Raw genomic sequence first — 25,411 nt, forward strand, 5'->3', positions numbered from 1 at the left:
ATAGACGTTGTTTCGCTACTTTAAAAGGATGTTTGAGCAGATTCAAATTTAATCCTTAACCATTTGTAAACCGCTGAGAAATGATAAACAGACTGGTATGGGTTAACTGAGTTTAAACTTAGTCCAAACCTTAGATCGCCAACGCCTAAACATGATGATGCCTCTAAACCATTCATCCACCGAAATGGCCACCCATGCACCCATAACTCCCCATCCCCAATGTAAGCCAAATAAGTAAGTTAAACCTGCGCCAAAAGTCCACATGCTTAATATGCCCATCAGCACTGGAAAGCGAATGTCTCCTGCGCCTTTGAGTGCGGCAATAAAAATTAGGTTAAACGTGCGCCCGGCTTCCATTGCAATGGAGCCAGCAATTAACCCTGCGACCAAGGCCGTTATCTCAGGATCAGAAGTGAAGAGGGCGATGATGTCAGCGCGCAGTAGATAAATTGAGATCGTCAATGTGCTGGAGACGAGAAAGCCAACCACAAAATATTGTTGTACTTTAGTCAGAATCTCATCCACCCAACCTTTACCAATGTAGTAGCTAGTTTGAATTTACCCGGCTTGCCCAAGAGCCACTGAGAATGCAAAGGCGAGACGGGCAATATTTTGCGCATAAGTAAACGCGGCCAATGAAGCCGTGCCCATTTTTACAACGAAAAAAATCACCGTCAGTTGCATCATGTTATAGGAAAGAATCTCTCCCGCATTCATCATGCCGATCTTGATGATCTTCTGGTATAGCGGCTTCGGGATGATTTTCCACTCTTTCACCGGTAGTGATATGTGGTAGTACTTAACGGTGTAGTACAGCAAAATAGTGCTGACAATTTGGCTGAACACTGTTGATATCGCAACCCCTTGTACACCGTAGACGGGCAGTCCAAAGGGTTGAAAAATAGCAATATAGTTACCGATGATATTCAATAATCCGGCAAATAAATTAATGAACATCGGCGCTTTGGAGTAGCCGTTACTGCGCAAAATCGTCGCCAGTACAATGCCGATGGTAACGTTTACTGTAAAGCTGCCACTGATAACCAGATATTCATAGCCATATTGTGCAACCTGCGCTTCTAGGCCGTAGGCATTCATGACTGAATTAGCGCTCAAATAAGCTGCTAAACTGAGCGATGAGCCAATGATTAATCCAAGCAGTAAACTGGCCACCCCAACATGTGCCGATTCACTTTGGCGGCCAGAGCCATTGTATTGTCCAATCAGGATCCCTGTACCACTGCTGACCATCATTGAGACAATCAGCAAGAAAAAATTGATTTGAGTGATAACCCCAACCGCTGATACAGCCTTGTCTGAATAACTACTCAGCATAAATACATCACTGGTGTTAATCGCCGTCCGTAATAAAATCTCAATAAAGATCGGCCAAGTCAAAGTGACGATATTCATTCGGTTATTCAGTTCTACACGGCTTTGGGGCATGGGCTAAAACTCAGCAAGGTAAGTCGAACTAGAGAAGATGATGGTGCAAGGTGGTGGGCTGCAAAATATCTCACTAGAGCCTACCTGTGCGTATTGTATACGTAATTTAAATAAAATCAGTTAAGTGAAGGGAATTGTTTTAGAGTTTTTGTGGAAACGTTTACATTGTGGTGTTTTGATCACAGATTGAAAGCGAGTAAGGCTGTTAGACTTTTTCCAGAGTGATAATCAGCTTAATTTTTATCTGGCGTGATGTGCTGGACTATCAAATAGCATAATTGAGTAAGCAATATGTCGAATGTTGAATTTAACCCAGTGGATCATCCACATCGTCGCTACAACCCACTCACGGGGCAGTGGATTTTAGTCTCACCACATCGCGCTAAACGCCCTTGGAGCGGGGCTGATGAAAAGCCAGCGGTAGATGAACTGCCAAGTTATGATGAGAAGTGTTTTCTTTGTCCGACAAACGCGCGCATCTCAGGTGATGTCAATCCAGATTACCAAGGTACATACGTATTCAACAACGACTTCGCAGCACTGATAGTGGATTCGCCAGATGCACCGGAGTCCGATAGCCCTCTATTCAAAACTCAAGGTGTGCGTGGTTTGAGCCGAGTGATTTGTTTCTCTCCAGATCACAGCAAAACTCTGCCAGAGTTATCCGTGGGCAACATTCGCAGCGTGATTGATACGTGGAACGATCAACTCGAAGAGTTAGGTAAAGAGTACGTTTGGGTGCAAGTATTTGAGAACAAAGGTGAAACCATGGGGTGTTCCCAGCCTCACCCACATGGCCAAATCTGGGCTAATAGCTTCTTACCCAATGAAATTGAACGCAAGGAGCACAACCTAAAAGCGTATTACCAACAACAGGGTAGTAACCTGCTGATGGATTATGTGCAAGCTGAGCTGAAAGATGGCTCACGCATTGTGCTGGAAACAGAGCATTGGGTGGCTGTTGTGCCTTACTGGGCTGCATGGCCATTTGAAACAATGTTGCTGCCAAAAACGCATATCCGTCGCATGAGTGAGTTGAGTGATGCGCAACGTGACGATCTCGCCGTTGCGATCCAAAAACTGACCAGCCGTTACGACAACCTGTTCCAATGTTCTTTCCCTTATTCTATGGGCTGGCATTACGCGCCTTTCTTTGAAGAGGGTACGAACATTGACCATTGGCAACTGCATGCACTGTTCTACCCACCACTGCTGCGCAGTGCCTCGATTCGTAAGTTTATGGTGGGTTATGAAATGTTGGCTGAAAGCCAACGAGATTTAACCGCAGAACAAGCGGCGCAGCGTCTGCGCGAGCTAAGTGATATTCACTACAAAGAGCAGTAACGTCATCTGTGAAGTTGTAGCCTTGTTGCTGCGTAAACGCACCCAAAGAACATAGGTAATCTATGTTCTTTGGCTGAATTTACTTATCACCTCGCTGCGCCTCCAACGACTTTGGCTTAACAAAGTTTTTTCATAGCGCTAAGTGGTTAATGAGAAATGAAAACCAGTTTATGAGTTTAGGAATGCAAATGTTTGATTTAATCCAAAATGTGAAAGCGTCTTTTGAGCAAGTGTTGGGCTACGCGCCTAGTCATATCATCCAAGCACCAGGCCGTGTAAATTTGATTGGTGAGCACACCGACTATAACGACGGTTTTGTGCTCCCCTGCGCAATTAACTATCAAACCGTGGTAGCGGCTGCCAAGCGTGAAGATAATTTAGTCCGCATCGTATCTGTTGATTATGGCAATGCACTTGATGAGTTTGACCTCACCCAAGAGATTACTTTCCAACAAGACAAAATGTGGGCGAACTACATTCGCGGCGTGGTGAAATGTTTGCTTGCGCGTGGGTACTCGTTTACCGGGGCGGATATTACTGTCAGCGGTAATGTTCCACAGGGAGCGGGGCTTAGCTCTTCGGCTGCGCTTGAGGTCGTGATCGGTCAAACTTTTAAAGAACTTTATCAACTGGATATTTCTCAAGCGGAAATCGCACTAAATGGCCAACAGGCCGAGAACGAATTTGTCGGCTGTAATTGCGGTATTATGGATCAAATGATTTCGGCGCAAGGTCGTGAAAACCACGCGCTACTTTTAGATTGCCGTAGCCTAGAAACACAAGCGGTTTCAATGCCAGAAGAGATGGCCGTCGTGATCGTCAACTCCAATAAAAAACGCGGCTTGGTGGATAGCGAATACAACACCCGCCGCCAGCAGTGTGAAGAGGCTGCGCGTATTTTTGGCGTAAAAGCGCTGCGTGATGTAAGCATTGAACAGTTTAACCAAAAAGTCTCTGTGCTTGATGAGCTGGTGGCTAAACGTGCTCGTCACATCATTACTGAAAATGACCGTACTGTTGAAGCGGCCCAAGCGTTGCGCGCCCACGACATGAAGCGCATGGGCGAGCTGATGGCCCAATCACACGCATCGATGCGTGATGATTTCGAAATTACGGTCAAAGAGATTGATACCTTGGTTGATATCATCAAAGAAGTGATTGGTGACCAAGGCGGTGTGCGTATGACTGGGGGCGGCTTTGGTGGCTGTATTGTGGCACTTGTCCCACCGACATTGGTTGATGCAGTGAAAGCGGCTGTCGATGAGAAATATGAAGTGGCGACTGGCCTGAAAGCGTCGATTTACGTCTGCCAAGCAAAAAAGGGAGCTGGTCTAGTGGAGGCTTGCTGTACATCTTCACTTGTTCACACTATGACTCAGCAAGTGGCCTATGATGGCCGCCCTGCACAACTTGTTAGTTTGACTAACCGCATTGGTAGCCGCGTAGTATTAATGGATATTGGCGCGACATGGCTCAGTTGTGAGTTGGCGCTTAAGGATGGGGAACGCAGAGAAGTTCTGTTGGGTGTTTCCACCATGAGCGACTTCCAGCAGCAACAAAGCTATATGGGCGTCACTGTGGGCCGTTATGCCAACCGGATCGCTAAAGGCCAATTTGAATTAAATGATCAACGCTATCAAGTGACGACCAACCAAGCTGGAAATAGTTTGCATGGCGGTCTTGAAGGGTTAGATCAGCGTCGTTGGACTACTGCTCACAAAAGTGCTCAACAGGTGACGTTTTCAATCCATTCATCGGATGGTGACCAAGGTTTTCCCGGTAATGTTGACATTGCCGTGAGCTATGAACTGAACGATCAGAATCAATTGATCCTCCGCTATTTAGCGACCACAGATAAACCAACGCCGCTTAATTTAACCAACCACGCCTATTTTAATTTGCTAGGCGCAGAGAGTGATCATACGATTTTAGATCATTCACTCTTTATAAAAGCCGATCAATTTTTACCCACAGATCCACATGGAATCCCATTGTCAGGGCCAAAATCTGTCATCGACACGGGCTTTGATTTTCGCGTTGCAAAATCAATAGGTCGTGACTTACTCAAAGATGAGCAGCAACAAGCAAGCAAAGGGTATGACCACAGTTATTTATTGCCTGATAAAACTGATTTAACCGTGTGCGCCGCGCAACTGAAGTCACCAGATGCAAAGGTAACCATGAGCGTATTTACGACTAAGCCTGCCATACAACTTTATAGTGGAAACTGGCTATCGGGGACGCCCAATCGGCGCGGTGGGGTTTATCAAGGCTATGCGGGGGTCGCATTAGAAACTCAATACTTGCCGGATGCTCCCAATCATGCCGAATGGCAGCAACCCAGCTGTATTACTCTGCCAGAGCAAGAATATACTCATACCACCATTTACCAATTTGACGTTTAAGGTGGGTGCGTCGCTTAGATGTTGAGTATTGATGCCCAAAGTGGCGAGTGAAAGTGTAACCTGAGTGCGTCAGATTTTTTCTACCGAATCTCGACGCACCAAAGTTGGTGAGAAAATCATCGGTTCTTTTTCTATCGTTTCGCCACGGGCTAATTGGAGTGCCAGTTTAGCGGCTTTTTCAGCCATCATCTCGATTGGGTAGCGGATGGTGGTCAGCCTTGGGCGAATGTAGCGTGCGATCAACGCATCATCAAAGCCGATCACTGAAATTTGCTCAGGGCTTTTTACACCATTCTCCTCAAGCACATTTAACGCGCCCGCTGCCATATTATCGTTGTAGGCGACCACGGCAGTCATGTCGATCGAACGGATCAGCAAGTGAGTCATCGCTTGCTCGCCACCTTCGCTGTGTGGTTCGGCCAACTCGATGTAATTAGGAGCGATCTCAATACCGTGATCTTTCAACGCGGCTTGATAACCAGCTACGCGATCTGTAGCGTCTTCAATCGAATGAGAAGAGCCAATACAAGCGATTTTTTTATGACCGTGGCGGATCAAAAACTCAGTCGCCAAATAAGCACCTTTGTAGTTATCCAATGAGATGCAGCGGTTAGCCAGTTGCGGGATATGACGGTTGATCAATACCATCGATTTCACTTCGGCGGCGTAGTCGATCAATTCTTGATCCGATAAACCTTTCGAGTGAATCACCAAAGCGTCACAACGGCTGTTGATCAACAGTTCAATCGCTTGGCGCTCTTCTTCAGCACGGTGATAACCATTGCCAATCAACAGATGCTTGCCATTGTCATGAGCCACATTATCGACCGCTTTCACGAGCATGCCAAAAAAAGGATCGGAAACGTCACTGACTAGCACGCCTATGGTGTCGGTACTTTGGCTGACTAAAGCTCGTGCGGCGGCGTTAGGCCGATAGCCAAGCAAACTCATTGCGGCGGTGACCGCTTCAATCGATGTTTTACTCGCTTTAGGGGATTTATTGATGACTCGTGAAACCGTTGCCACTGACACACCGGCTTCGCGAGCTACATCTTTTATGGTAGCCATATTACACCTCTTGCTATTGCTCGCTGTATTTAACAATGGTGGTGTAAATAAGGCAAACGAACAATGCAATCAATGTGATAATTACGACTTTCTATATAGGTAAGTCAAGGCTTCTAATTAATGTAAACGTTTAAAATTGGAATAAAAGCTAATGCGCTAACGTACCGTAGCAATCAGCCCATCAATGATCGCATGATGACAGGGTTCTACCCCTGCTAAATTACCGTATTTCGGCGCGAGGCGATCGTTAATCAGCGGATGTTGCCAGCCTACCGTGTGCTCAACAAAATGGCGCGCAAAGGTTTCTGAAAACTCTAAACAACCAGCCAGCACGGTATCGACATAGGTTTGTACGATAGGGCTTCGCTCGCAGGGAGGTTCTGGTGCCTCTTTGACATAAACCCAAATCGGCCATTGGAGGTTAAAAGCGTCATTACTCTCGATTTGATTAGCGTTGAGGGGCACTCGCTCATAACCACGTTCTCGACGGTCAAATTCTGCCAAAGCGGTTTCATCGATCTCCAGTAGTACGCCGTTGACTTGCCCTTGTCCTTCATTCACCACCAAAGGTGACAATATGTAGCTCTCATCAATTTTTCCCCAGTAACGAACTAAACCATGCGCGACCACGGGAATAGCTCTTCCTGTTTGCCCTGTTAACTGGCGAGAAGCGGAGTTGATCAAGCTGCCATAACCAAAAATATACATCATCAGTGAATTACGACTCCTTATTGAAAAAACGTAACCGATGCAAAATCCAAAACTCTAAACCAAAAATACCAACCAGTGCGATGCAAAAGAGAGCAAAAGCAACGGGGGATTCAGTGCCGGGAATACCGCCGACATTAACCCCAAGTAAGCCAGTTAAAAAGCTTGTTGGTAGAAAGATCGCCGCAATCACCGAGAATAAATAGGTGTTTTGGTTCATCTTCTCTGCATGATATTGACGTAATTCCCCTTTGATCAGTTCGAGCTCACCAAGGTAAAAATCGAGGGTTTCATTAATGCGCGTGATGGTGTTAACGCTGTGGCGCAGACGCAAGTTTTTATCATTTGCCAGCGAGACTTTGGAATCACTGAAATCATCGATGGCGTATTGCTGAGGTTTGATAAAACGTTTGATTTTGAGCAGCGCTTTATGCGTCTGCATCAGCTCGTCACTGAGTTCAATCTCGTTATCGTATTGGGTGATTTTCGCTTCAATGCTGTTTAAGTAGTTATCGATGTTTTTGTTTAAACCATCAATGATCTGCACGAGTACATCTGAAAGGGTTTGCGGGCCTTGCCCGGCCTGCAGTAGGTCACGGATTACATTGACGGCTTTTGACGGGATTTTTCGGGTTGAAAACAGCGCGCCATTGAAATAGAGAATGCGCACGCTCAACATATCTTCTGGGTTGGCGTTGTCGTTCATGTTGACGCCACGCAAAATCAGTAAAAAGTTATCATCATCGTATTGCTCAAACAGTGGGCGAGTGTCCTCTGCTAAGAGGCTGTCGACAATTGAAATGGGGATCTGATACTGCAGCAACCACTCTTTTAAACCGGGAATATCGCGTTGGCAGTGATACCAATTCCCTGCTTCAATCAGTGAAGCGCTATTGAGTTTTTGCTGCGGAGCGGATGCAGAAAAATGCCACTGGTCGATCAAAAATTCCATGAATATCCTTATAACTTGCTCCTCAATGACTCAGCATTGAGGAGCAGTAGATTATACCAATTGAGATCAGAAGCCGCGCATTTGAATACGGCGCAGAAACTCAGTCATGATCCTATCGTAAAGAAGATCGCCTAAAAACGCATCCTCAACTTGGTGATCAATACTAGGGTTATCATTCACTTCAATTACATAAACTTGGCCATCAATCTCTTTCAAGTCAACGCCGTACAGGCCACTGCCGATAAGGTTTGACGCTTTTAAGGCAACATCAACCACGTTTTTAGGTACTTGTTTTAAATCCAAGGTTTCAAAGCCGCCAGAAGAGACTCGGCCACTGTTGTGGTGTTGATAAATTTGCCAGTGGCCGCGGCTCATCATGTATTTGCAGGCGAAGATGGCTTGGCGGTTCATTACACCGATGCGCCAGTCAAAGTCAGTTGGCATGAAGGCTTGTGCCAAAATCAGAGCACTTTTTTCAAACAGTGCGCCGGCTTCGCGTTCCAGCTCTTGCTCGTCGCGTACTTTGACCACGCCACGTGAAAATGCGCCATCTGGAATTTTTAATACCATGGGAAAGCTCAACTCCTGCATGACATTGCTTTTCCATTGCTCATCAAAACTTTGCAAAATCACGCCTTTTGGCGCAGGCACTTTGTTGCGTTGCAACAACTCAGTTAAGAACACTTTATTGGTGCATTTCATGATCGATTCAGAATCATCCATCACCACCAAGCCCATTTTCTCAGCCGTTTTTGCAAAGCGGTAAGTGTAATTACTGATGTTCGTGGTGGCGCGAATAAACAAGCCATCAAATTCACCCAAACGCGATAAGTCATCCGGTGAAATGGTTTCTAGGTTAACCCCTAAACGGTTTGCGGCGCGGCGAAAACGTTTTAATGCTGAGGGATCAGAAGGTGGCATTTTCTCTTCTTCGTCCACCAGCATGGCAATATCGTAACGGTATTTTTTCTCTTGCTTCGGTTTACGCCAAACTTTGGTTGAAAACAGCTCTAATGATTCGACGAAGAAATCTTGCTCTTGGTCGTTCAAATCTTGGAATGGGAAAGGGCCAATTTTGCTGATTTGCCACTGCCCTTGAACGCGGTTCATTTCCAACTCAATAACGGGCACCATAAACTGTTCAAACAGGCGGCGAGCCAGTTTATCCAAGCCTTTTTCTGCGGTGCGGCCAAAATAAATTTTGCACTGTATAAAATCGGTTTGGGCGCACAGTTTATTGAGTTTCAATAAGCCAGAAGAGAGTAAAAAGGGTTGATTGATGTCGTTGATTGCCATCACTCGAGGGATAACGCGGTGGCCGCGTTCCTCTGCCATCAGCGAGCAGTAATAGCCGCTGCTCATGTAGCCATAATCGCGACACAGATTGACCACTTGCAGGCTGCGATGAGTATGGGTGCCATTACTGTTGAGGTATTGGTCTACACTTACCACTTGCTCTGAGGGGAAATATTGTTGCCAGTCACTGGACTGGTCGGTCACGATCAAAAGGTTTGCCATTGCTATTCTTTTCCTTAATCAATAGGAATAATATTGAGCCGCAATCTTGCCAACCACTTAAGGACGTCGTATGGACTTTCGTCTTGCGAAAAGTGCTGATCTCACTGCTCTTAATGCGTTAGAACAACAGCTGTTTGACGGAGATAAAATCTCTCCACGTCAAATGAAGCGTTTTTTACATTCCAACCAAGCGGTGTTGTTTGTGGCCGATGCTGGCACAGAGCTGGCTGGATATGCATTGCTACTATTTCATCAAGGTACACAGCTATCAAGGTTGTATTCGATTGCCGTAAAACCTGATTTCAGAGGCCGGAGGATTGCTCAAAATTTGGTCGAGCAATGCGAGCGTGCTGCTCTTGATCAAGGTGCCACTACATTACGATTAGAAGTGCGTGAAGACAATACGGCAGCGATAAATTTATATGAAAAAATGGGCTATAAAACCCTGAAATTTCTTATCCATTATTACGATGATTTGTGTAATGGACGCCGGATGCAAAAACGCTTGTCGCCACAAGGGCCTAAGGTGCAATTACCGATGCCACTTTATGTTCAGACTACGCCATTTACTTGCGGTGCGGCATGCTTGCTGATGAGCTTTTCTTGCTTGTCTAAATCGTTTGAGCCGAGTCGCACCGCTGAGCTGCAACTGTGGCGAGAAGCAACAACGATTTTTATGGCGGCAGGGCACGGTGGGTGCAGCGGCCAAGGGTTGGCACTGGCTGCTAGTCGACGCGGTTATCATGTGGAGCTGTGGAGCCAATCCAAAAGCACGCCTTTTATTGATAGCGTGCGAGATGCCAATAAAAAACAAGTTATCGAATTGGTTCATCTTGATTTTTGTGAGCAGCTTAGTCATCAAGATGTGGCGATGATTGATGCACCACCGAGTCAAGAGCAACTAGAAGCGTGGGTGACGGAAGGGGCATGTGTGCTGCTACTCATCAGCACTTATCGTTTCGATGGTAAGAAAGAGCCGCATTGGATCGTACTCAGTGGTATAAGCGATAAATTCTTCTTCATTCACGATCCACATGCAGAAACAGAAGCGGATGCGATGGCTTCGGCCTTCATTCCGGTCGGCAAAAAAGCGCTGTCACAAATCATCGGTTTTGGTAAACAAAAACAGACGGCTTGTGTGGTGATTAGCTTGAACCGCAGTGCTATGCGTGTAACTACGGGTTAGGATAGGGTTTAAATGAATTCGTTGAGTCATAATGACTTTTTTTATTGAGTTGTTATGACTCTTTTTATGAGTGATATTTCTTATTTTATTGTTTTTATTGGGTATTTTTATTGGCTTGAATTGTGCTTGTGGTGTTGGTCGTCTGTCATGATATCCACCACCGCCGTAAGAGGTCACAGTGCTCAATATTACCGATATAAAAGTAGAACAACGCATACCCGCTTGGTTGCGCCTTGGTTTTCGTCCCTTTTTCCTACTTGGTAGCGTATATGCCGTTTTAGCGGTGACGTTATGGGTCTGGATGTTTCAAACCGGTCAGCCATCGACATTGCAAGTTCCTGCGCTGTGGTGGCATGTACATGAAATGCTGTTTGGTTTTGCTATGGCAATTGTGGTCGGTTTTCTATTGACTGCCGTACAGAACTGGACTGGCATTAATGGCACTAAACATTATCGCTTAGCCGTGTTAGTCGCCTTGTGGCTAGCGCCTCGAATCTTATTGTGGACGCCGACACCTTTGTGGGTCATCTCTTCCGTCGAAGCGCTTTTTTTGGCCGCTTCAGCCTATGAAATTGGCTGCCGAGTAGTGCAAGCGAAAGGCTGGAAAAATCTCTTTTTTGTACCGTTGTTTATTTTAGCGATCGGCGCGAACTTTGCGAGTTATGCCACCATTAAAGGAATGCCGCCCTTTAGCTCGGCGGCGGTATGGCAGGCGATGTTGTGGTGGTTCACATTGTTGCTATCGGTCATGGGAGCACGTGTGATCCCTTTCTTCAGCGCAAGGCGTTTTAACTTTGAAAAAGCACAGCCATGGGTATGGCTCGATTGGTTAGCCAATGCACCCATTGCGGCCTTGTTTATTTTGAGTTTCTTCCCGCTGACGATGGTGCAGATTGGTCAGCCTATCATGTTACTGGCTGGGTTAGCGCAGTGGGTACGTTGGATGCGCTGGAAACCATGGCTAACATTGAGTGAGCCTCTGGTTTGGTCGCTGCACGCCGCGTATGCCTGTATTCCTTTGAGCTTATTACTGCGCGGGTTAATTGATGATGTATATGTCACTCATAACCTGATCCATCTCTTTGCCATTGGAGCCATCTCAGGCTTGATTTTGTCGATGATTGCACGCGTGACCATGGGGCATACCGGCAGGGCGATTTATCAAGGGCCTAAAATGAGTATTGCGTTTGCGGCTTTGATGATGTCGGCATTGGTACGCAGCCTCGGTGTGGCGTTTTTTCCAGCGCAACTCTTTTTGATGGTGAATATCAGTGCCGCACTCTGGATATTGGCTTTTACTTTGTTTGTGTGGAAATTCGGCACGATGTTACTTACGCCGAGAGTCGATGGCCATCCGGGATAACGGTTTGGCTCGTAACGTGGAAGTAGCAAAATAAAAAAGTAGAAAGTAGCCTAGCAGTAGAAAGCGCGCAAAAGAAAAAGGCTTGGCACATCGCCAAGCCTTTTTATCAGAAAAACTAGATCAGTTATGGCTGTGCAGCATGCTGTTCAGTTCAACGGCTGATTTATTGGCTAAACACTCAATTTGACCTGTGATCGAGTTGCGACGGAAAAGTAGATCCGATACACCAGCTAAATCACGTGCTTTGACGATTTCCACTTCTTGGCCTTGGTTATCGAGCATACGCACTTTAGTGCCAGCAGTTACATACAAACCTGATTCTATCGTGCAGCGATCACCGAGTGGGAAACCTAAGCCTGCATTTGCGCCAAGCAGTGAATTTTCACCGATAGAAACCACGACCTTACCGCCGCCAGAAAGCGTACCCATGATAGAAGCGCCACCGCCGATGTCCGATCCATTACCAACAACCACACCAGCAGAAATACGCCCTTCAACCATGCTCACGCCTGTTGTTCCAGCGTTGAAGTTGATAAAACCTTCATGCATCACAGTGGTACCTTCGCCCACGTGCGCGCCAAGGCGAACGCGCGAGGTATCCGCAATACGGATGCCCGCAGGGACAATGTAATCAACCATTTTCGGGAATTTATCGACACAATCTACCGTTAAAGCACGGCCTGAAAGGCGAGCTTCAATTTGACGATCTGCTAGTTCAGGTAGGTCGATAGGACCTTCATTAGTCCATGCGATGTTGTGCAGCAGGCCAAAAATACCATCAAGCACAGTACCGTGTGGTTTCACTAAACGGTGTGAAATCAGTTGTAGCTTCAAAAAGCCTTCAGCGACTGATTGAGGCTGTTGGTCGGAAGCTAAAATAACCAGCACCAGTGGTTGTGAGGCGTTAGCGGCTTTATCGGCAAAACTGGCATTGTTAGCCTGATCATGTTGAGCAAATATCGCGGCGAGTTGGGCGCTTTGCTCGGTTGAGATGTCGATATACTGGTTGCCTTCGCCATAACCAGAGACTTGAGCAAGCTCGCTCACTAGTGCGTCACTTGGGTTGAGAATTGGCGCTGGAAAAAACGCTTCAATAATTTTTCCATCACGGTTTTTGGTTGCCGTGCCAAAGGCAAGTGCAAAGTAAGCCATCTTGATATCTCCATGTTGTCACTATTGATGCGCTCGCCAGCGTAGGTTGAGCATCATTGCGGCGCACTCGATTTATCAAGCATCATAAAGAGTGAGGCAGGGGTAGGAAAGGGCAAAAGGGGAGAAAGTCCGTAAAACGATACCTTTTGTCTTTTTAGCGATGTATTTCTTTAGACAGAAATATAAAACCGCTGACGAAGCAGCGGCCTTTTCACGTTCTATCATCTTAAGTTAAGCGTTTAATCGCCTTAAGCTGCATCTTCTTCTGGTGCTTCGTCTTTTACCGCTTTGGCTTTTTTAGGCTTAGCCGGTGCAGGCTTGCGCTTTGCGCCAAGTGCGTAAAGCACTTCTTCTTTGTTTTGCGCTAAGAACATCGCCAAAGCTTCTTGCTTGGCTTCATCTTCTAGCAACTCACTTTTCCCTAACAGTTCGAAAAGCTCATCTGCCATATCGAGCATTTTGTCATAAGCGTCAGCGTCTGCTTTAGAGGTAAAAGTCATCTTTTCTTCTCCGTTGCGTTCCACCACGTACTTGACGATTACAGCCATGGTTAATCCTCTAACTTAGTCATTAATTCTACTGGCTGTTTATACAGTTTTTAAACCATGAAGTCTAGGTGAGCAGGAAAAAGTGAGAGGTGGATGGCTACTCTTTGTTCCATTGATAACAAAATTCAATAAAGTGTTTGAGCAGTGGGCTTTGGTATTTTTCTTTATGCACCAATAGCCAAAAACGGCGTTTCATGTCCAGCGGAACATCGAGTCTTTTAACCCGGCCATCTTGCAGTGCTGAATGCGCAGCAAGGGTGGATAAACAGCCCAAACCTAACCCTGCCGAAACACTGTTGATTAAGGCTTCAGTGGTATTCAATTCAAAGGCTTCATGCCACTGCTCAAGTCGTGGTGCGATAGCCCGTAAGAAAAACTCTCGCGAGCCAGAACCCGCTTCGCGCAATACCCATTGGCTCTGTTCGAAATCATTGAGGGTGAGCTGATTTATCATTGTGAGTGGATGTTCGGGTGCGCAAATAATACACATTTCATCGTGTGAAAAAGGCGTTGAAATCAGCTCTGGGTGCAGTGTTTTTCCTTCAATCAACGCAAGATCCAGTTCGTAATCGACCAACTTTTGGCAAATCAGCGCCGAGTTGGAAATAAACAAACTTTGCGAGATGTGTTGGGTTTGCTGGCGAAATTGACTGAGTAGATAAGGCGCAACATGGTTGCCAATCGTATCACTGGTACCAATGCGCAATTGGCCTGCGAGGGTTTGCTCACTGTCAAACAGTTGGTTGATGTTGCTCGCACGGCTTAGCAGTTCATCGGCGAGCGGCAACAGTTTTTGTCCCTCTTGATTGAGGATTAAACGGTTATTGACCCTATCGAACAGCGCATGCCCAAGCTGTTTTTCCAGTTCAGACAGTGACATGCTCACGGCCGCTTTTGACAAAAACAGCGCCTCTGCAGCTTGGGTCAAGGTTTTGTGTTGCGTAATTGAAGTGAATACTTTCAATTGCTTAAGAGAAATATTGGCAGCCATAATTTTGTTTAATTAATCTGAACGTGTGTTCTATATATTTAGATATATCAGAACAAAAGGCAAGCGTATGATAGCGACATTGAACAACTACTTTGTTAGTTCTGATGAGAGGTCAATATGATTCGAGCAGCAAAAGCGAAAGTTATGGGTGCGCCAACCCCTATGGCGGGTTTAGCTCTAGGCATCGCAAGCTTGGGTTGGAGTTGGGAAAACTTTGCACCATTACAAGGTTATGGACAATTAAGTGGGGCCGTTATTGCCAGCGTGTTGCTGGTGGTTCTTGCGTTTAAATTTCTCTTTCATGGCCACTTATTACGCCAAGATCTTGCTCATCCGGTTGTGGGCAGTGTTGTGCCTACTTTTGCGATGGGCACAATGGTGGTTTCCAATTCATTAGGCCATTTTTACCCAATGGCTGGTGATGCGTTATGGCTATTTGCTGTGGGTTTGCACATCATCTTCTTGGTCAGTTTTTTGTACCATCGCGCGCAGTCTTTTGAACTTCACCACATGGTGCCAAGTTGGTTCGTTCCACCTGTGGGTATTATTGTGGCCGATGTGGCATTTTCTGGAAACCCAGCACTTGCACCAATCGCAAATGCAACCATGATGTTCGGTTTAGTCGCTTATGCGGTGATGCTGCCGATGATGATTTACCGTTTCATGTTCACACATGAAGTTCCAGATGCAGCAAAACCAACTATGGCTATTTTGGCGGCGCCAGCGAGCCTCTCATTGGCTGGTTACTTAACTGTCACGGCTAACCCATCGCCAGTGATCATCGGCATTTTATTTGGTATTGCCGTGTTAATGACAACGATTATCTACTTAGCTTTCTTTAAATTATTACGCTTGCCTTTTAGCCCAGGCTACGCAGCGTTTACCTTCCCAATGGTGATTGGTGCAACGGCGCTATTTAAACTCACACATTGGATGGAAACCGTTGGGGTGAGTGCTGAGTATGTACAGCAAGTGCATTGGTTAGCTGGGTTAGAGTTAATTGTGGCAACTATTGTGGTGGGTTATGTTGCTATTCGTTACTTAAATTTCTATCAACCTCATCGCGTACTACTCAGCAGCATGAATGAGCTAGAAGAGCAAGACGAACACGCATTGAACTGTGAAATGAAATAGCCTGCAGTTTAGGCAATTCAAAACATAAAATTCTCAAGTATAGAATGCACTTATGCTAATCTCAGTCCTTATTGTGACAAGAAAAGCGTGAGTGCATTTTGTTTACTGTCTACCATTCCAATAAAGTCGATACCTTAAAGATCCTGCTCGTGCATTTGATCAAAAGTGCACCGTTAGCCAACCCCTTTGAGAAAGAGCAGATCTTGGTGCAAAGCCCGGGGATGTCGCAATGGCTCAAAATGGCCTTAGCGAAAGAGCTCGGTGTGGCGGCGAACCTTGAGTTTCCTCTACCGGCGACCTTTATCTGGGACATGTTCACTAAAGTGTTACCTGATGTACCTAAGCGCAGCGCTTTTAACAAAGAAGCGATGACGTGGAAACTGATGCATCTGTTGCCAACTTTGCTCACGCTCGACCCCTTTGCCCCTTTGCAGCGTTATCTTGAACAGGATGATGACCATTCCAAGCTCTATCAGTTGGCCGAGAAGATTGCCGATATTTTTGATGGTTATTTAGTCTACCGCCCCGATTGGATTGCCAAGTGGGAGGCGGGCGATGATGTGAGCGAGATTGGTGATGAGCACCCATGGCAGCCGATATTATGGCAAGCCTTATATCAATACACGCTAGATCAAGGCCAGTCGCACTACCATCGTGCCAATCTCTATCAAAGTTTTATTGATCAGCTTGCACGTGGCTCGGTTGATTTAACCAAACTGCCCAAACGTTTGTTTATTTTCGGTATTTCGTCACTGCCGCCTCGTTATATGGATGCACTCAAAGCGTTGGGCGATCAGATTGATGTTCACTTGATGTTTACCAACCCTTGTCAGCATTATTGGGGCGATCTTCGAGATAGAAAAACGCTCGCCAGACTGCACAGCCAGCAACGTAAAACGTTCGCCTTACAAGGTGATAAGATTCAGTTTGAAGGGCAACGCTCGCCGCTTAAAGGCGACATTGAAGCTAACCTCGTGGATGAATTGCATACCGAAGCTGCGGTTGGCAATGAGTTATTGGCCTCGATGGGGAAACTTGGGCGCGATAATCTTTTTTTACTCTCCCAAACGGAAAATGAAGAGCACGAATTTTTTATTGATCTGCCACGCGATAACTTATTGCATCAGTTGCAGGCCGACATTTTACATTTGCAAGAACATCGAGATGATAGTCAACTGGACAGTAGCGACCACAAACAAGTGATTGCTTTGGATGATCCATCGCTCACTCTTCATGCTTGCCATAGCCCGATGCGAGAAGTGGAAGTGTTGCACGATCAATTGCTGGCAATGTTTGATGCTGACCCTGAACTGAAACCGCGCGATATTATTGTGATGGTGGCGGACATCAATGCCTACAGCCCAGCCATTGCGGCAGTATTTGGTAACGCGCCGGGTGAGCGCTTTATTCCTTACTCCATTTCAGACCGTACGGCAGATCAAGAGAGCCCGATCTTAGCGGCATTTATGCAATTAGTGCATTTACCCGATTCTCGCTGCCTAGCATCAGAGTTATTAGAGCTGCTTGAAACTCCGGCGATGATGGCAAAATTTGAGCTTAATGAGCAAGACTTTACGCAAGCCAAATTGTGGGTAGAAGAGTCAGGCATTCGCTGGGGGCTCAATGCGAGCACCGCGCAACAATTTGAGTTGCCACAGACCGAGCAAAATACTTGGCAATTCGGGATTGAGCGCATGTTACTTGGTTATGCCATGCCTGCCTCAGCAGGTTTATTTACGCAAGGCGAAGTGACGCTCGCGCCTTATAATGAAGTGCAAGGCATCAACGCTGAATTGGCGGGTAAATTAGCGCACTTTATTCAGCAAGTGAGCCATTACCGCGAGCAGTTAGCGCAAACCCAAAGCGTGGACGAGTGGCGCCGCTTGCTCGGTGAGATGCTTGGCGATTTTTTCAAGGTTGAGCTGGAAGGGGAGCTCGCACTCAAGTCGATTCGCGACACCTTGTCGCAGTTAAAAGATCAACTGGCCGAGGCCGGTTATGAGCAAGCACTTGCGCCAAGTATTATTACTCAATATTTGCAAAACAAATTGTCAGGTACGCGCATCAGCCAGCGTTTTCTGGCGGGACAAGTCAATTTCTGTACTTTAATGCCAATGCGTTCCATCCCTTTTAAAACCGTTTGTTTACTAGGAATGAACGATGGCGTTTACCCGCGCACTATGCCAGCCGAAGGGTTTGATTTGATGAACGGTCGCACCCGCGCTGGCGATCGCTCGCGGCGTGATGATGACCGCTATTTGTTCTTAGAAGCGATGCTCTCGGCGCAGCAAACCTTGTACATCAGCTACGTTGGACGCTCAATTCAAGATAATACCGAACGCGTTCCTTCAGTGTTGGTCTCTGAGCTTTTAGAGTATTGCCAACAAAATTACTGTTTGGTCGGGGATGAAGCGCTTGGCAGCGATCAATCGGCCAAAAATTTAGCCTGTGCTTTAACGACCACTCACGCCATGGTGCCTTTTAGCCCTAATGCTTTTTTGAGTAAAACCGGTAGCTATGCCAAAGAGTGGCTACCTGCCGCCAGTCGGCAAGGGCGAGCCAGTGGTGAGTTTAATCTCGCCCTGAGCGATTATTTACAAGGGGCGAGCTTTCCTGTCAGTTTAGATCTGGTTGAGCTGCAACGGTTTTGGCGTTTGCCTGTGCAATATTTCTTTAACCGTCGCCTTAAAGTGACGTTCGAGCCTCCGTTACCGGTAATGGAAGATGATGAACCCTTTGCCTTAAATGGCTTAGAGAGCTACCAGTTACGCGATGAACTGCTAGAGTTGCTGCTTGATCAACCTAATTCACCGCATGCCCTTGAGAGATTCATTGACCAGCAGCGCGCGCAAGGAAAGTTACCGATTGGTGCTTTTGGATCCTTGGAATTTGAAACTAATCGCGTGCAAGCACAAGAATTGGCGCAAAGAATCGCTTTCTTATGCCATTCGCCACTTGATGACCAAGAGATCGATCTGCGATTTGAATTGTTTGGTGAAGGCAAAAACGTACAACTGACGGGGTGGCTGACTAAGCGCTATCAATCCGGTTTAGTGCGCTACCGCAGTGGTTCGATTCGCGCGCAGGACTATTTAGCCGCGTGGATTGATCATCTCTCACTAGCGGCGATGGGCGAAAGTCAACCTACTCATTTGATGGGCTACGATCGTAAAGAAGGTGTGCAGCATTTTATTTATCCGCCCATGCCCGATACCAAACAAGCCAAAGCGTTGCTCGCAGAACTGGTGGGTTTGTTTTATCAAGGTATGACAGCGCCGCTCGCTTACTTTCCAAAAACCGCGTTAGCCTGTGTGGAAGCTGGCTTCAGCCGTGGTCAATGGGTTGATGATCGCGATAAATCGCTCAAGAAAATGGCCGATAGCTTTAATGAAAGTTACATGAGCCACGGTGAAGGAAGCAATGTTTACATCGCGCGGATTTGGCCGCAGTGGAATGAAGCCTTAGCTGAGCAGGTGCGTTTATTGGCCACGTTGGTGATGCAAGGACCACGATTGTGGGTTCAAGTGGCGCAGGATGTTTAGCGATGGATAACTGCTTGGAAAGTAAAGTGGCCGCCAGTCAATCATTATTGTGTAGGGCGTTTTCTGTACGGCCACAGGTCAGAGCGACCATGATTTGGTTGGTTCGCATCATCGTGAGATTGACGAAACACGTGGCGCGGATAGTAAAGGCTGCCCGTTTGGCGAACCGTGAGAAAGATCTCACAACGTCTTAATTTATAAACTTATTTTGATTATTCATACCATTATTCAAGCGCGATCACATTCGCTTGCGTATTCAAAGGCTAACTGTTTATGAGTATGACCCCGGCTACGGTCACAACACCATTAAATACCCTTACGTTCCCGCTGCACGGTGCAAGGCTTATCGAAGCGTCGGCGGGCACAGGTAAAACCTTCACCATTGCAGGTTTGTATTTGCGCCTGTTACTTGGGCATGGTGATGCAAAGTCACGTCATCAAGTGCCACTGACGGTCGATCAAATTCTAGTGGTTACTTTTACTGAAGCTGCCACTGCTGAGCTTCGCGACCGTATTCGGCGGCGCATTCATGAGGCGCGTATCGCTTTTTCGCGCGGTTTCAGTGATGACCCTGTTATCAAACCGCTACTTGAGCAAACCCGTCATCACAAGCAAGCGGCGCAAATATTACTGCAAGCGGAACGGCAGATGGATGAAGCGGCAGTCTATACCATTCACGGTTTTTGCCAGCGTATGCTCACCCAAAATGCGTTTGAATCGGGAAGCCGTTTTAATAACGAATTTGTGACCGATGAAAGTCATCTAAAAGCGCAAGTGGTCGCGGATTATTGGCGTCGTCAGTTCTATCCGTTGTCGATTCAGCTTGCTGCGGAAGTGCGCCGTTTATGGTCATCACCAGCGGCGCTGCTTGAAAAAATCAGTGGCTATTTAACTGGCTCGGCGCTAACGCTCTCTGTTGAAGCGATGAGTGGCGATTTAAGCGCGCTTTATCAATCGTGCCTGTCACGCATAGAGTCGTTAAAAAAGCAGTGGCTTGATTCATGCGATGATTTACCGCCGTGCATTGAAGCTTCAGATTTGCATGCAGCAACCAAGAAAGCGTTACTGAAACGGCTAGAAGGGTTAGCGTTGTGGGCAAGCAACCCACAGCATGAATTGAACCTACCGAGTGAATTACAAGAGTTTGCACAAAGCGCGTTGGAAGCTAAGTCGAAAAAAGGTCAACCCCCGCAACATGCGCTGTTCACGACCATTGAGCTCTTTTTGCAACAACCCATCAGCTTAGAAGCGCCGCTGCTGGCGCACGCTATTACTCATTGCCGAGCCATGCTTGCCAAAGCGAAAGCACAAAAGCAGTGGTTATCGTTTGATGATTTGCTCACTCAGCTTTCTGCCGCGATAGATAATGATGAGCTGGGCATACTGACTGAGCGGATTCGCAGCCTTTACCCCGTTGCGATGATCGATGAATTCCAAGATACCGATCCGCTGCAATACAGTATTTTTAGCCGCATTTATCTGCCTAAGGCTGAATGCGGTTTGTTTATGATTGGCGACCCAAAACAAGCGATTTACGCGTTTCGTGGTGCAGACATTTTTACCTACATCAAAGCGCGTAAACAGGTGAGCGCACACTACACCTTGGGGACCAACTGGCGTTCTAGCGCGAATATGGTCAATGCCGTCAATCAGATTTTTAGTACGCCTGATAGTGCTTTTATCTACGACCAAGACATTCCCTTTTTACCCGTTGAAGCCAGCCCAAATGCGCAGCAGCGTCAATGGTGGCTTAACGGAACCGTGCAACCTTCGCTCACCTATTGGCTGCAAGAAGCGCAAGACAGTCCGTTGCCAAAAGGCGAATACCTGCAATGCATGGCCAAAGCGTGCGCCAGCCAAATTCAGACAATTTTGAGCGCCGCGCAGCATCAACAAGCGTACTTTGATACTGCTAAAGGGCAAAAGAGCGTGCAAGCCGGTGACATCGCAGTCTTAGTACGGACGGGTAATGAAGGTCGTATGGTGAAAGAGGCGCTTGCCACGCAAGGCATTGCCAGTGTTTATCTCTCGAACCGCGATAGTGTTTTTAGCAGCGAGGTAGCACAAGATGTACAGCGTCTATTGCAAGCGGTACTGACTCCTGAACATGATCGCGCCTTGCGGGCTTGTTTGGCCTCACCACTTTTCGCGTTAGATGCTGCCAGCTTGGATGATTTAAACAACGACGAATCGGTATGGGAAAGCGCGGTTAACGAATTTAAACAGTATCGCCAATTGTGGCTTGAGCGCGGTGTGCTTCCTATGTTGCGCAGTGTGATGAGTAAACGTCACGTCGCTGAACGTTGGCTGGAAGAGCCGCAAGGTGAGCGCTCACTGACCGATTTTATGCACATCGGTGAGCTACTACAGCAAGCGCGACAAGAGATTGATAGCGATCACGGTTTGCTGCGTTGGCTGGCACAAGCTATCAGTGACGCCGAGCATGGCCTAGGGGGCCGTGATGATCAAATTCAACGTTTGGAATCCGAACGCAACTTGGTGCAGATCGTCACTATTCACAAATCGAAAGGTTTGGAATACGACTTAGTGTTTCTGCCGTTTGTGGTCAGCTACCGAGAGGCAAGTGAAGGCAAATATCATGATGCCGTGAATGAGGAAACGGTGCTGGATATTACCGCCAGTGAAGCTTCTCTCAAGCAAGCAGATAAAGAGCGGCTTGCGGAAGATCTGCGCTTGATTTATGTAGCGCTGACTCGTGCTGTGTATGGCTGTTTTATCGGCATTGCGCCGCTGCGTAATGGCCGCTCCACCAAAGAGCCAACCGGTGTGCATTTAAGTGCCACTGGCTATCTGCTGCAAAATGGTCAAGCCGCAGGCATTGCCGATCTTAACGCTGCGTTGCACGCTCAATCTAATCAATACATTCGTATCTCTGAGCCACCAGCCGAGCAACCAGAGCCCTTTAAAGCGTTGAGCGTCGAGACGCCGGTATTGAGTGCCAAAACACTGCAAGCGCAGATTGACCGTTTTTGGCGAATGACCAGCTATTCTGGGTTGGTAAAACAAGGTGTGAAACACGCTAGCCACGACGCGAGTTTAGAAGTCTCAGGCTTTGATATCGACTCTGTTGATGAGCAAGCGGAAGCTTTACTGGTTGAGCCCGAACGTTCCATTTTTACTTTTCCACGCGGTGCAACGCCCGGTACTTTTTTGCACACTCTCTTTGAGGAGGTCGAGTTTACTGAGCCTGCTAGCAGCGATGCTAACCAAAAAGTGATACTGGATTTACTGGTGCGAGAACAAATCGATATTGAATGGTTACCAGTATTACAAACGCTGGTCGATACCGTGTTACAGACACCTTTAGATGGCAAAACGTTGCGTTTGAACCAAAAAAACGCCACTCAGCGTTTGGTTGAAATGGAATTTCTATTACCGATAGAAGTACTGAGCGCTCCTGCATTGAACCGTGTCATTCAACGCCATGATCCACTGTCGGCCAAAGCCGGAGATCTTGGTTTTTACACTGTGCAGGGCATGCTGAAGGGCTTTATTGATTTGCTGTTTGAGCATCAAGGAAAGTATTACGTGCTGGACTGGAAATCGAATCATCTGGGGGATGATGTCAGCGCCTATCATGGCGAGCGTTTGAAAGCGGCGATGGCAGAGCATCGCTATGATTTACAATATCAACTCTACGCATTGGCGCTGCATCGATTCTTACGCAGCCGTTTAGCAAACTATGACTACCATCGCCATTTTGGCGGAGTCTATTATCTCTTTTTACGCGGCATGGATGGCGAGTCTGAGCATGGGATTTTCTCAACCAAACCGAGCTTTGAACTGCTTGATGAGATGGACAGATTGATTGATGGAGAAACCGTAGATACTCGCGCGACCGATGCAGGGCAAATGGAGTTAGATTTATGAGCAGTACGCTAATGACAACGCTTAAGCAGTTAGCGGAAAAAGGCGCTATGCGTCAGTTAGATTACCAATTCGCACGTTTTATCGAACAAAAAAGCCAGCAGCAACTTGGCGCTGAACATAGCCAAGCGCTCGGATTTATTGCCGCGGTGGTCAGTGCTGAATTGGCCAAGGGACATATCTGCTTACCTTTAGTGGATGCTTCAACGGCGCAGGGTGTCGACCTCGCAGCTAAGTTAGGCTTGTTTGGTGAGGTAGCATTGGCGGTCAATCAGCACCTATTGGCGATTGATTGGCCTTGGCTACTCAACCGTTCAGACTTAGTCGGACAACAAGGGGAAGCGGTGCCTTTAATGTTTGATGGGCAACGTTTATACCTACACCGTTATTGGCATTATGAAGTTACCTTAGCACAGCGTTTAATCAGCTTTGGGACACCCATGAGCCTAAAGCCTACTGATGTCCAAAAGCTAAAATTGCTGCTCGATACACTGTTTGCGCGTCAATACCACTTTCTGCTCCATGCGCTTCGCCAATTGCCAGAGACAGCCAATGCATCAGCACGCCAGCAACAAGTGTGTGATTTTCTGGATGTGGTCAACGCCGATGAACTTGATTGGAATGAGATTGATCAAGTCATTAGCCAAGCACGTACGGCGAAAGAACTCGAAGCATTAGAGACGCTGATCCCGCAAAGCGTTTGCATCAACTGGCAAAAAGTCGCAGCGGCAGTGGCACTGACACGCCGCTTTGCCGTGATTTCTGGCGGGCCGGGAACCGGTAAAACCACCACGGTTACCAAATTACTAGCCGCTTTGATTACCCAAGCCCAACAGCAAGGTGAGACGCCCACCATTAAATTGGTCGCACCAACGGGTAAAGCTGCGGCACGTTTAACGGAATCGATCGGTAAAGCGGTGGCTGAACTGGCGGTTGAGCCGGCGTTGAAAGCGGCGATTCCCACCGAGTCGAGCACTCTTCACCGTTTATTGGGCGTCATACCTAACAGTGTTGAGTTTCGTCACCATCAGCGTAACCCTCTGCATTTGGATATATTGGTGGTTGATGAAGCATCGATGGTCGATTTACCGATGATGGTCAAGTTAATCGAGGCATTACCCAAACACGCACGCTTGATTTTACTAGGTGATAAAGACCAACTCGCGTCAGTCGAAGCGGGCGCTGTGCTGGGGGACATTTGTTCATTTTTGACCTTAGGCTACAGCCGAGCGAACAGCGAGTACCTAGCTAAGTTAACAGGCTATCAAACACTGATTGCTCATTCACACCCTAACGCAACCCCGATTTCAGACAGCTTATGCATGCTGCAAAAAAGCTACCGCTTTGATGTCCGATCAGGCATTGGTCAATTAGCGAAAGCGATTAATGCTGGGCAAGTGGCTATGGTGGATGAGGTGTTAAAACGTAATTATGCTGATATTACGCACCACTCACTCAGCAGTGAAAGCTATAACCTAATGCTGAAAACCTTAGTCAAGGAGTATGGTCGTTATCTCACGCGCATCGAGAGTTCTGGTGCTTATGCTGCGGAAACTCAAGCCCAAAAAGCCAAAGCCGTATTGGATTGCTTTAATCAATGCCGTTTGCTTTGCGCTATTCGTGAAGGGGATTTTGGGGTAAGTGGTTTGAATCAACGCATTGAACGTGCGCTGGTCTCGCGTAAGTTGATTAAGACTCAAGATGAGATTTGGTATCACGGCCGGCCCGTGATGGTGACGCGTAATGATCATGGGTTGGGTTTGTATAATGGCGATATCGGCATATGCATGCTTGATACGAGCGAGCAGGAACCGCGTTTGAAAGTGTATTTTGAGCTGCCAGATGGGAGCGTGAAAGCCATTTTACCAAGCCGCGTACCAGAGCACGAAACGGCCTATGCGATGACCATCCATAAATCACAAGGCAGTGAGTTTGATCTAACGTTGATGATTTTACCGCCTGATTTTAGCCCGATACTGACCAGAGAGCTTATCTATACTGGCATTACGCGCGCCAAGAAGCAGCTGATGCTTTTTGCTGACATGGGAACGATGAAACGAGGGCTCAAGATAAAAACGCAGCGAGCCAGCGGCTTAGTTACGAGATTAGACAAGAGACTAGCGTAAATCAACAACTAGGATAAACGAGTTTGAGCTGTCCCCACAC

At 47.0% G+C, this 25,411-nt stretch carries 15 protein-coding genes and 2 pseudogenes; 9 read left to right on the top strand and 8 right to left on the bottom strand.

Going from position 1 to position 25,411, the window contains the following annotated elements; translation table 11 throughout:
• Positions 1-102 precede the first annotated feature (102 nt).
• Positions 103-1,446: pseudogene (locus tag N5E84_RS01500) on the bottom strand (MATE family efflux transporter).
• Positions 1,447-1,737: 291 nt separating this feature from the next.
• Here N5E84_RS01500 and N5E84_RS01505 point away from each other — a divergent pair.
• The 3 genes and pseudogenes from N5E84_RS01505 (at position 1,738) to galM (ending at position 5,195) form a co-directional block, all read left to right on the top strand.
• Positions 1,738-2,790 (top strand): UDP-glucose--hexose-1-phosphate uridylyltransferase, encoded by a 1,053-nt coding sequence (locus N5E84_RS01505; protein ID WP_019282340.1) that lies wholly within the window; start codon positions 1,738-1,740, stop codon positions 2,788-2,790.
• 188 nt (positions 2,791-2,978) lie between these two features.
• Positions 2,979-4,130, top strand: a pseudogene (gene galK, locus N5E84_RS01510) (galactokinase); the annotation flags it as partial.
• A 30-nt stretch (positions 4,131-4,160) separates the two neighbouring features.
• Entirely contained in the window at positions 4,161-5,195 is a 1,035-nt protein-coding gene (gene galM / locus N5E84_RS01515; protein ID WP_232513688.1) for a galactose-1-epimerase, read from the top strand.
• A 69-nt stretch (positions 5,196-5,264) separates the two neighbouring features.
• On the opposite strand, the gene N5E84_RS01520 is transcribed toward galM, so the two are convergent.
• The 4 genes from N5E84_RS01520 to N5E84_RS01535 all read right to left on the bottom strand — a co-directional run bounded on the left by N5E84_RS01520 (position 5,265) and on the right by N5E84_RS01535 (position 9,441).
• Entirely contained in the window at positions 5,265-6,263 is a 999-nt protein-coding gene (locus N5E84_RS01520; protein WP_026027964.1) for a substrate-binding domain-containing protein, read from the bottom strand.
• A 156-nt stretch (positions 6,264-6,419) separates the two neighbouring features.
• Positions 6,420-6,971, bottom strand: coding sequence for a gamma-glutamylcyclotransferase family protein (locus tag N5E84_RS01525; protein ID WP_029388244.1), 552 nt, complete (start codon positions 6,969-6,971; stop codon positions 6,420-6,422).
• Positions 6,972-6,981: 10 nt separating this feature from the next.
• A complete protein-coding gene (locus N5E84_RS01530) occupies positions 6,982-7,923 on the bottom strand; it encodes a zinc transporter ZntB (protein ID WP_019282337.1) in 942 nt (313 codons plus the stop codon).
• A 66-nt stretch (positions 7,924-7,989) separates the two neighbouring features.
• Complete coding sequence (locus N5E84_RS01535) at positions 7,990-9,441, bottom strand: RimK family protein (protein WP_019282336.1); 1,452 nt, start codon at positions 9,439-9,441, stop codon at positions 7,990-7,992.
• 70 nt (positions 9,442-9,511) lie between these two features.
• Between N5E84_RS01535 and N5E84_RS01540 the strand changes: the two genes are divergently transcribed.
• Both N5E84_RS01540 and N5E84_RS01545 read left to right on the top strand, forming a co-directional pair.
• Positions 9,512-10,627 carry a GNAT family N-acetyltransferase/peptidase C39 family protein gene (locus N5E84_RS01540; protein ID WP_069211882.1) on the top strand — a complete coding sequence of 372 codons (1,116 nt, stop codon included), beginning with the start codon at positions 9,512-9,514 and terminating at the stop codon, positions 10,625-10,627.
• Positions 10,628-10,805: 178 nt separating this feature from the next.
• On the top strand, positions 10,806-11,990 hold the full coding sequence (locus tag N5E84_RS01545) for an NnrS family protein (RefSeq protein WP_019282335.1): 1,185 nt from the start codon (positions 10,806-10,808) through the stop codon (positions 11,988-11,990).
• Positions 11,991-12,110: 120 nt separating this feature from the next.
• Here the strand turns inward: N5E84_RS01545 and dapD are convergent, their stop codons facing one another.
• The 3 genes from dapD to N5E84_RS01560 form a co-directional block, all read right to left on the bottom strand.
• A complete protein-coding gene (gene dapD / locus N5E84_RS01550) occupies positions 12,111-13,142 on the bottom strand; it encodes a 2,3,4,5-tetrahydropyridine-2,6-dicarboxylate N-succinyltransferase (RefSeq protein ID WP_019282334.1) in 1,032 nt (343 codons plus the stop codon).
• A gap of 248 nt (positions 13,143-13,390) precedes the next feature.
• Entirely contained in the window at positions 13,391-13,690 is a 300-nt protein-coding gene (locus tag N5E84_RS01555) for a YebG family protein (protein ID WP_010318120.1), read from the bottom strand.
• A 97-nt stretch (positions 13,691-13,787) separates the two neighbouring features.
• Positions 13,788-14,681 (bottom strand): LysR family transcriptional regulator, encoded by an 894-nt coding sequence (locus tag N5E84_RS01560; RefSeq protein ID WP_013856148.1) that lies wholly within the window; start codon positions 14,679-14,681, stop codon positions 13,788-13,790.
• 117 nt (positions 14,682-14,798) lie between these two features.
• On the opposite strand from N5E84_RS01560, the gene N5E84_RS01565 reads away from it, so the two are divergent.
• The 4 genes from N5E84_RS01565 to recD all read left to right on the top strand — a co-directional run bounded on the left by N5E84_RS01565 (position 14,799) and on the right by recD (position 25,371).
• Positions 14,799-15,815, top strand: a complete 1,017-nt coding sequence (locus N5E84_RS01565; RefSeq protein WP_013856149.1) for a TDT family transporter — start codon at positions 14,799-14,801, stop codon at positions 15,813-15,815.
• A gap of 98 nt (positions 15,816-15,913) precedes the next feature.
• Positions 15,914-19,357, top strand: a complete 3,444-nt coding sequence (gene recC, locus N5E84_RS01570; protein WP_019282333.1) for an exodeoxyribonuclease V subunit gamma — start codon at positions 15,914-15,916, stop codon at positions 19,355-19,357.
• Positions 19,358-19,630: 273 nt separating this feature from the next.
• On the top strand, positions 19,631-23,248 hold the full coding sequence (gene recB, locus N5E84_RS01575) for an exodeoxyribonuclease V subunit beta (protein WP_095661317.1): 3,618 nt from the start codon (positions 19,631-19,633) through the stop codon (positions 23,246-23,248).
• The gene (gene recD, locus N5E84_RS01580; protein WP_019282332.1) at positions 23,245-25,371 is read left to right on the top strand and encodes an exodeoxyribonuclease V subunit alpha; all 2,127 of its coding nucleotides are present in this window, start codon (positions 23,245-23,247) and stop codon (positions 25,369-25,371) included. The genes recB and recD overlap by 4 nt, the downstream gene beginning before the upstream one ends.
• The last annotated feature ends 40 nt before the right edge of the window (positions 25,372-25,411 follow it).

Source organism: Vibrio sp. J502, from assembly GCF_025397955.1.
GTDB classification, from domain to species: domain Bacteria; phylum Pseudomonadota; class Gammaproteobacteria; order Enterobacterales; family Vibrionaceae; genus Vibrio; species Vibrio anguillarum.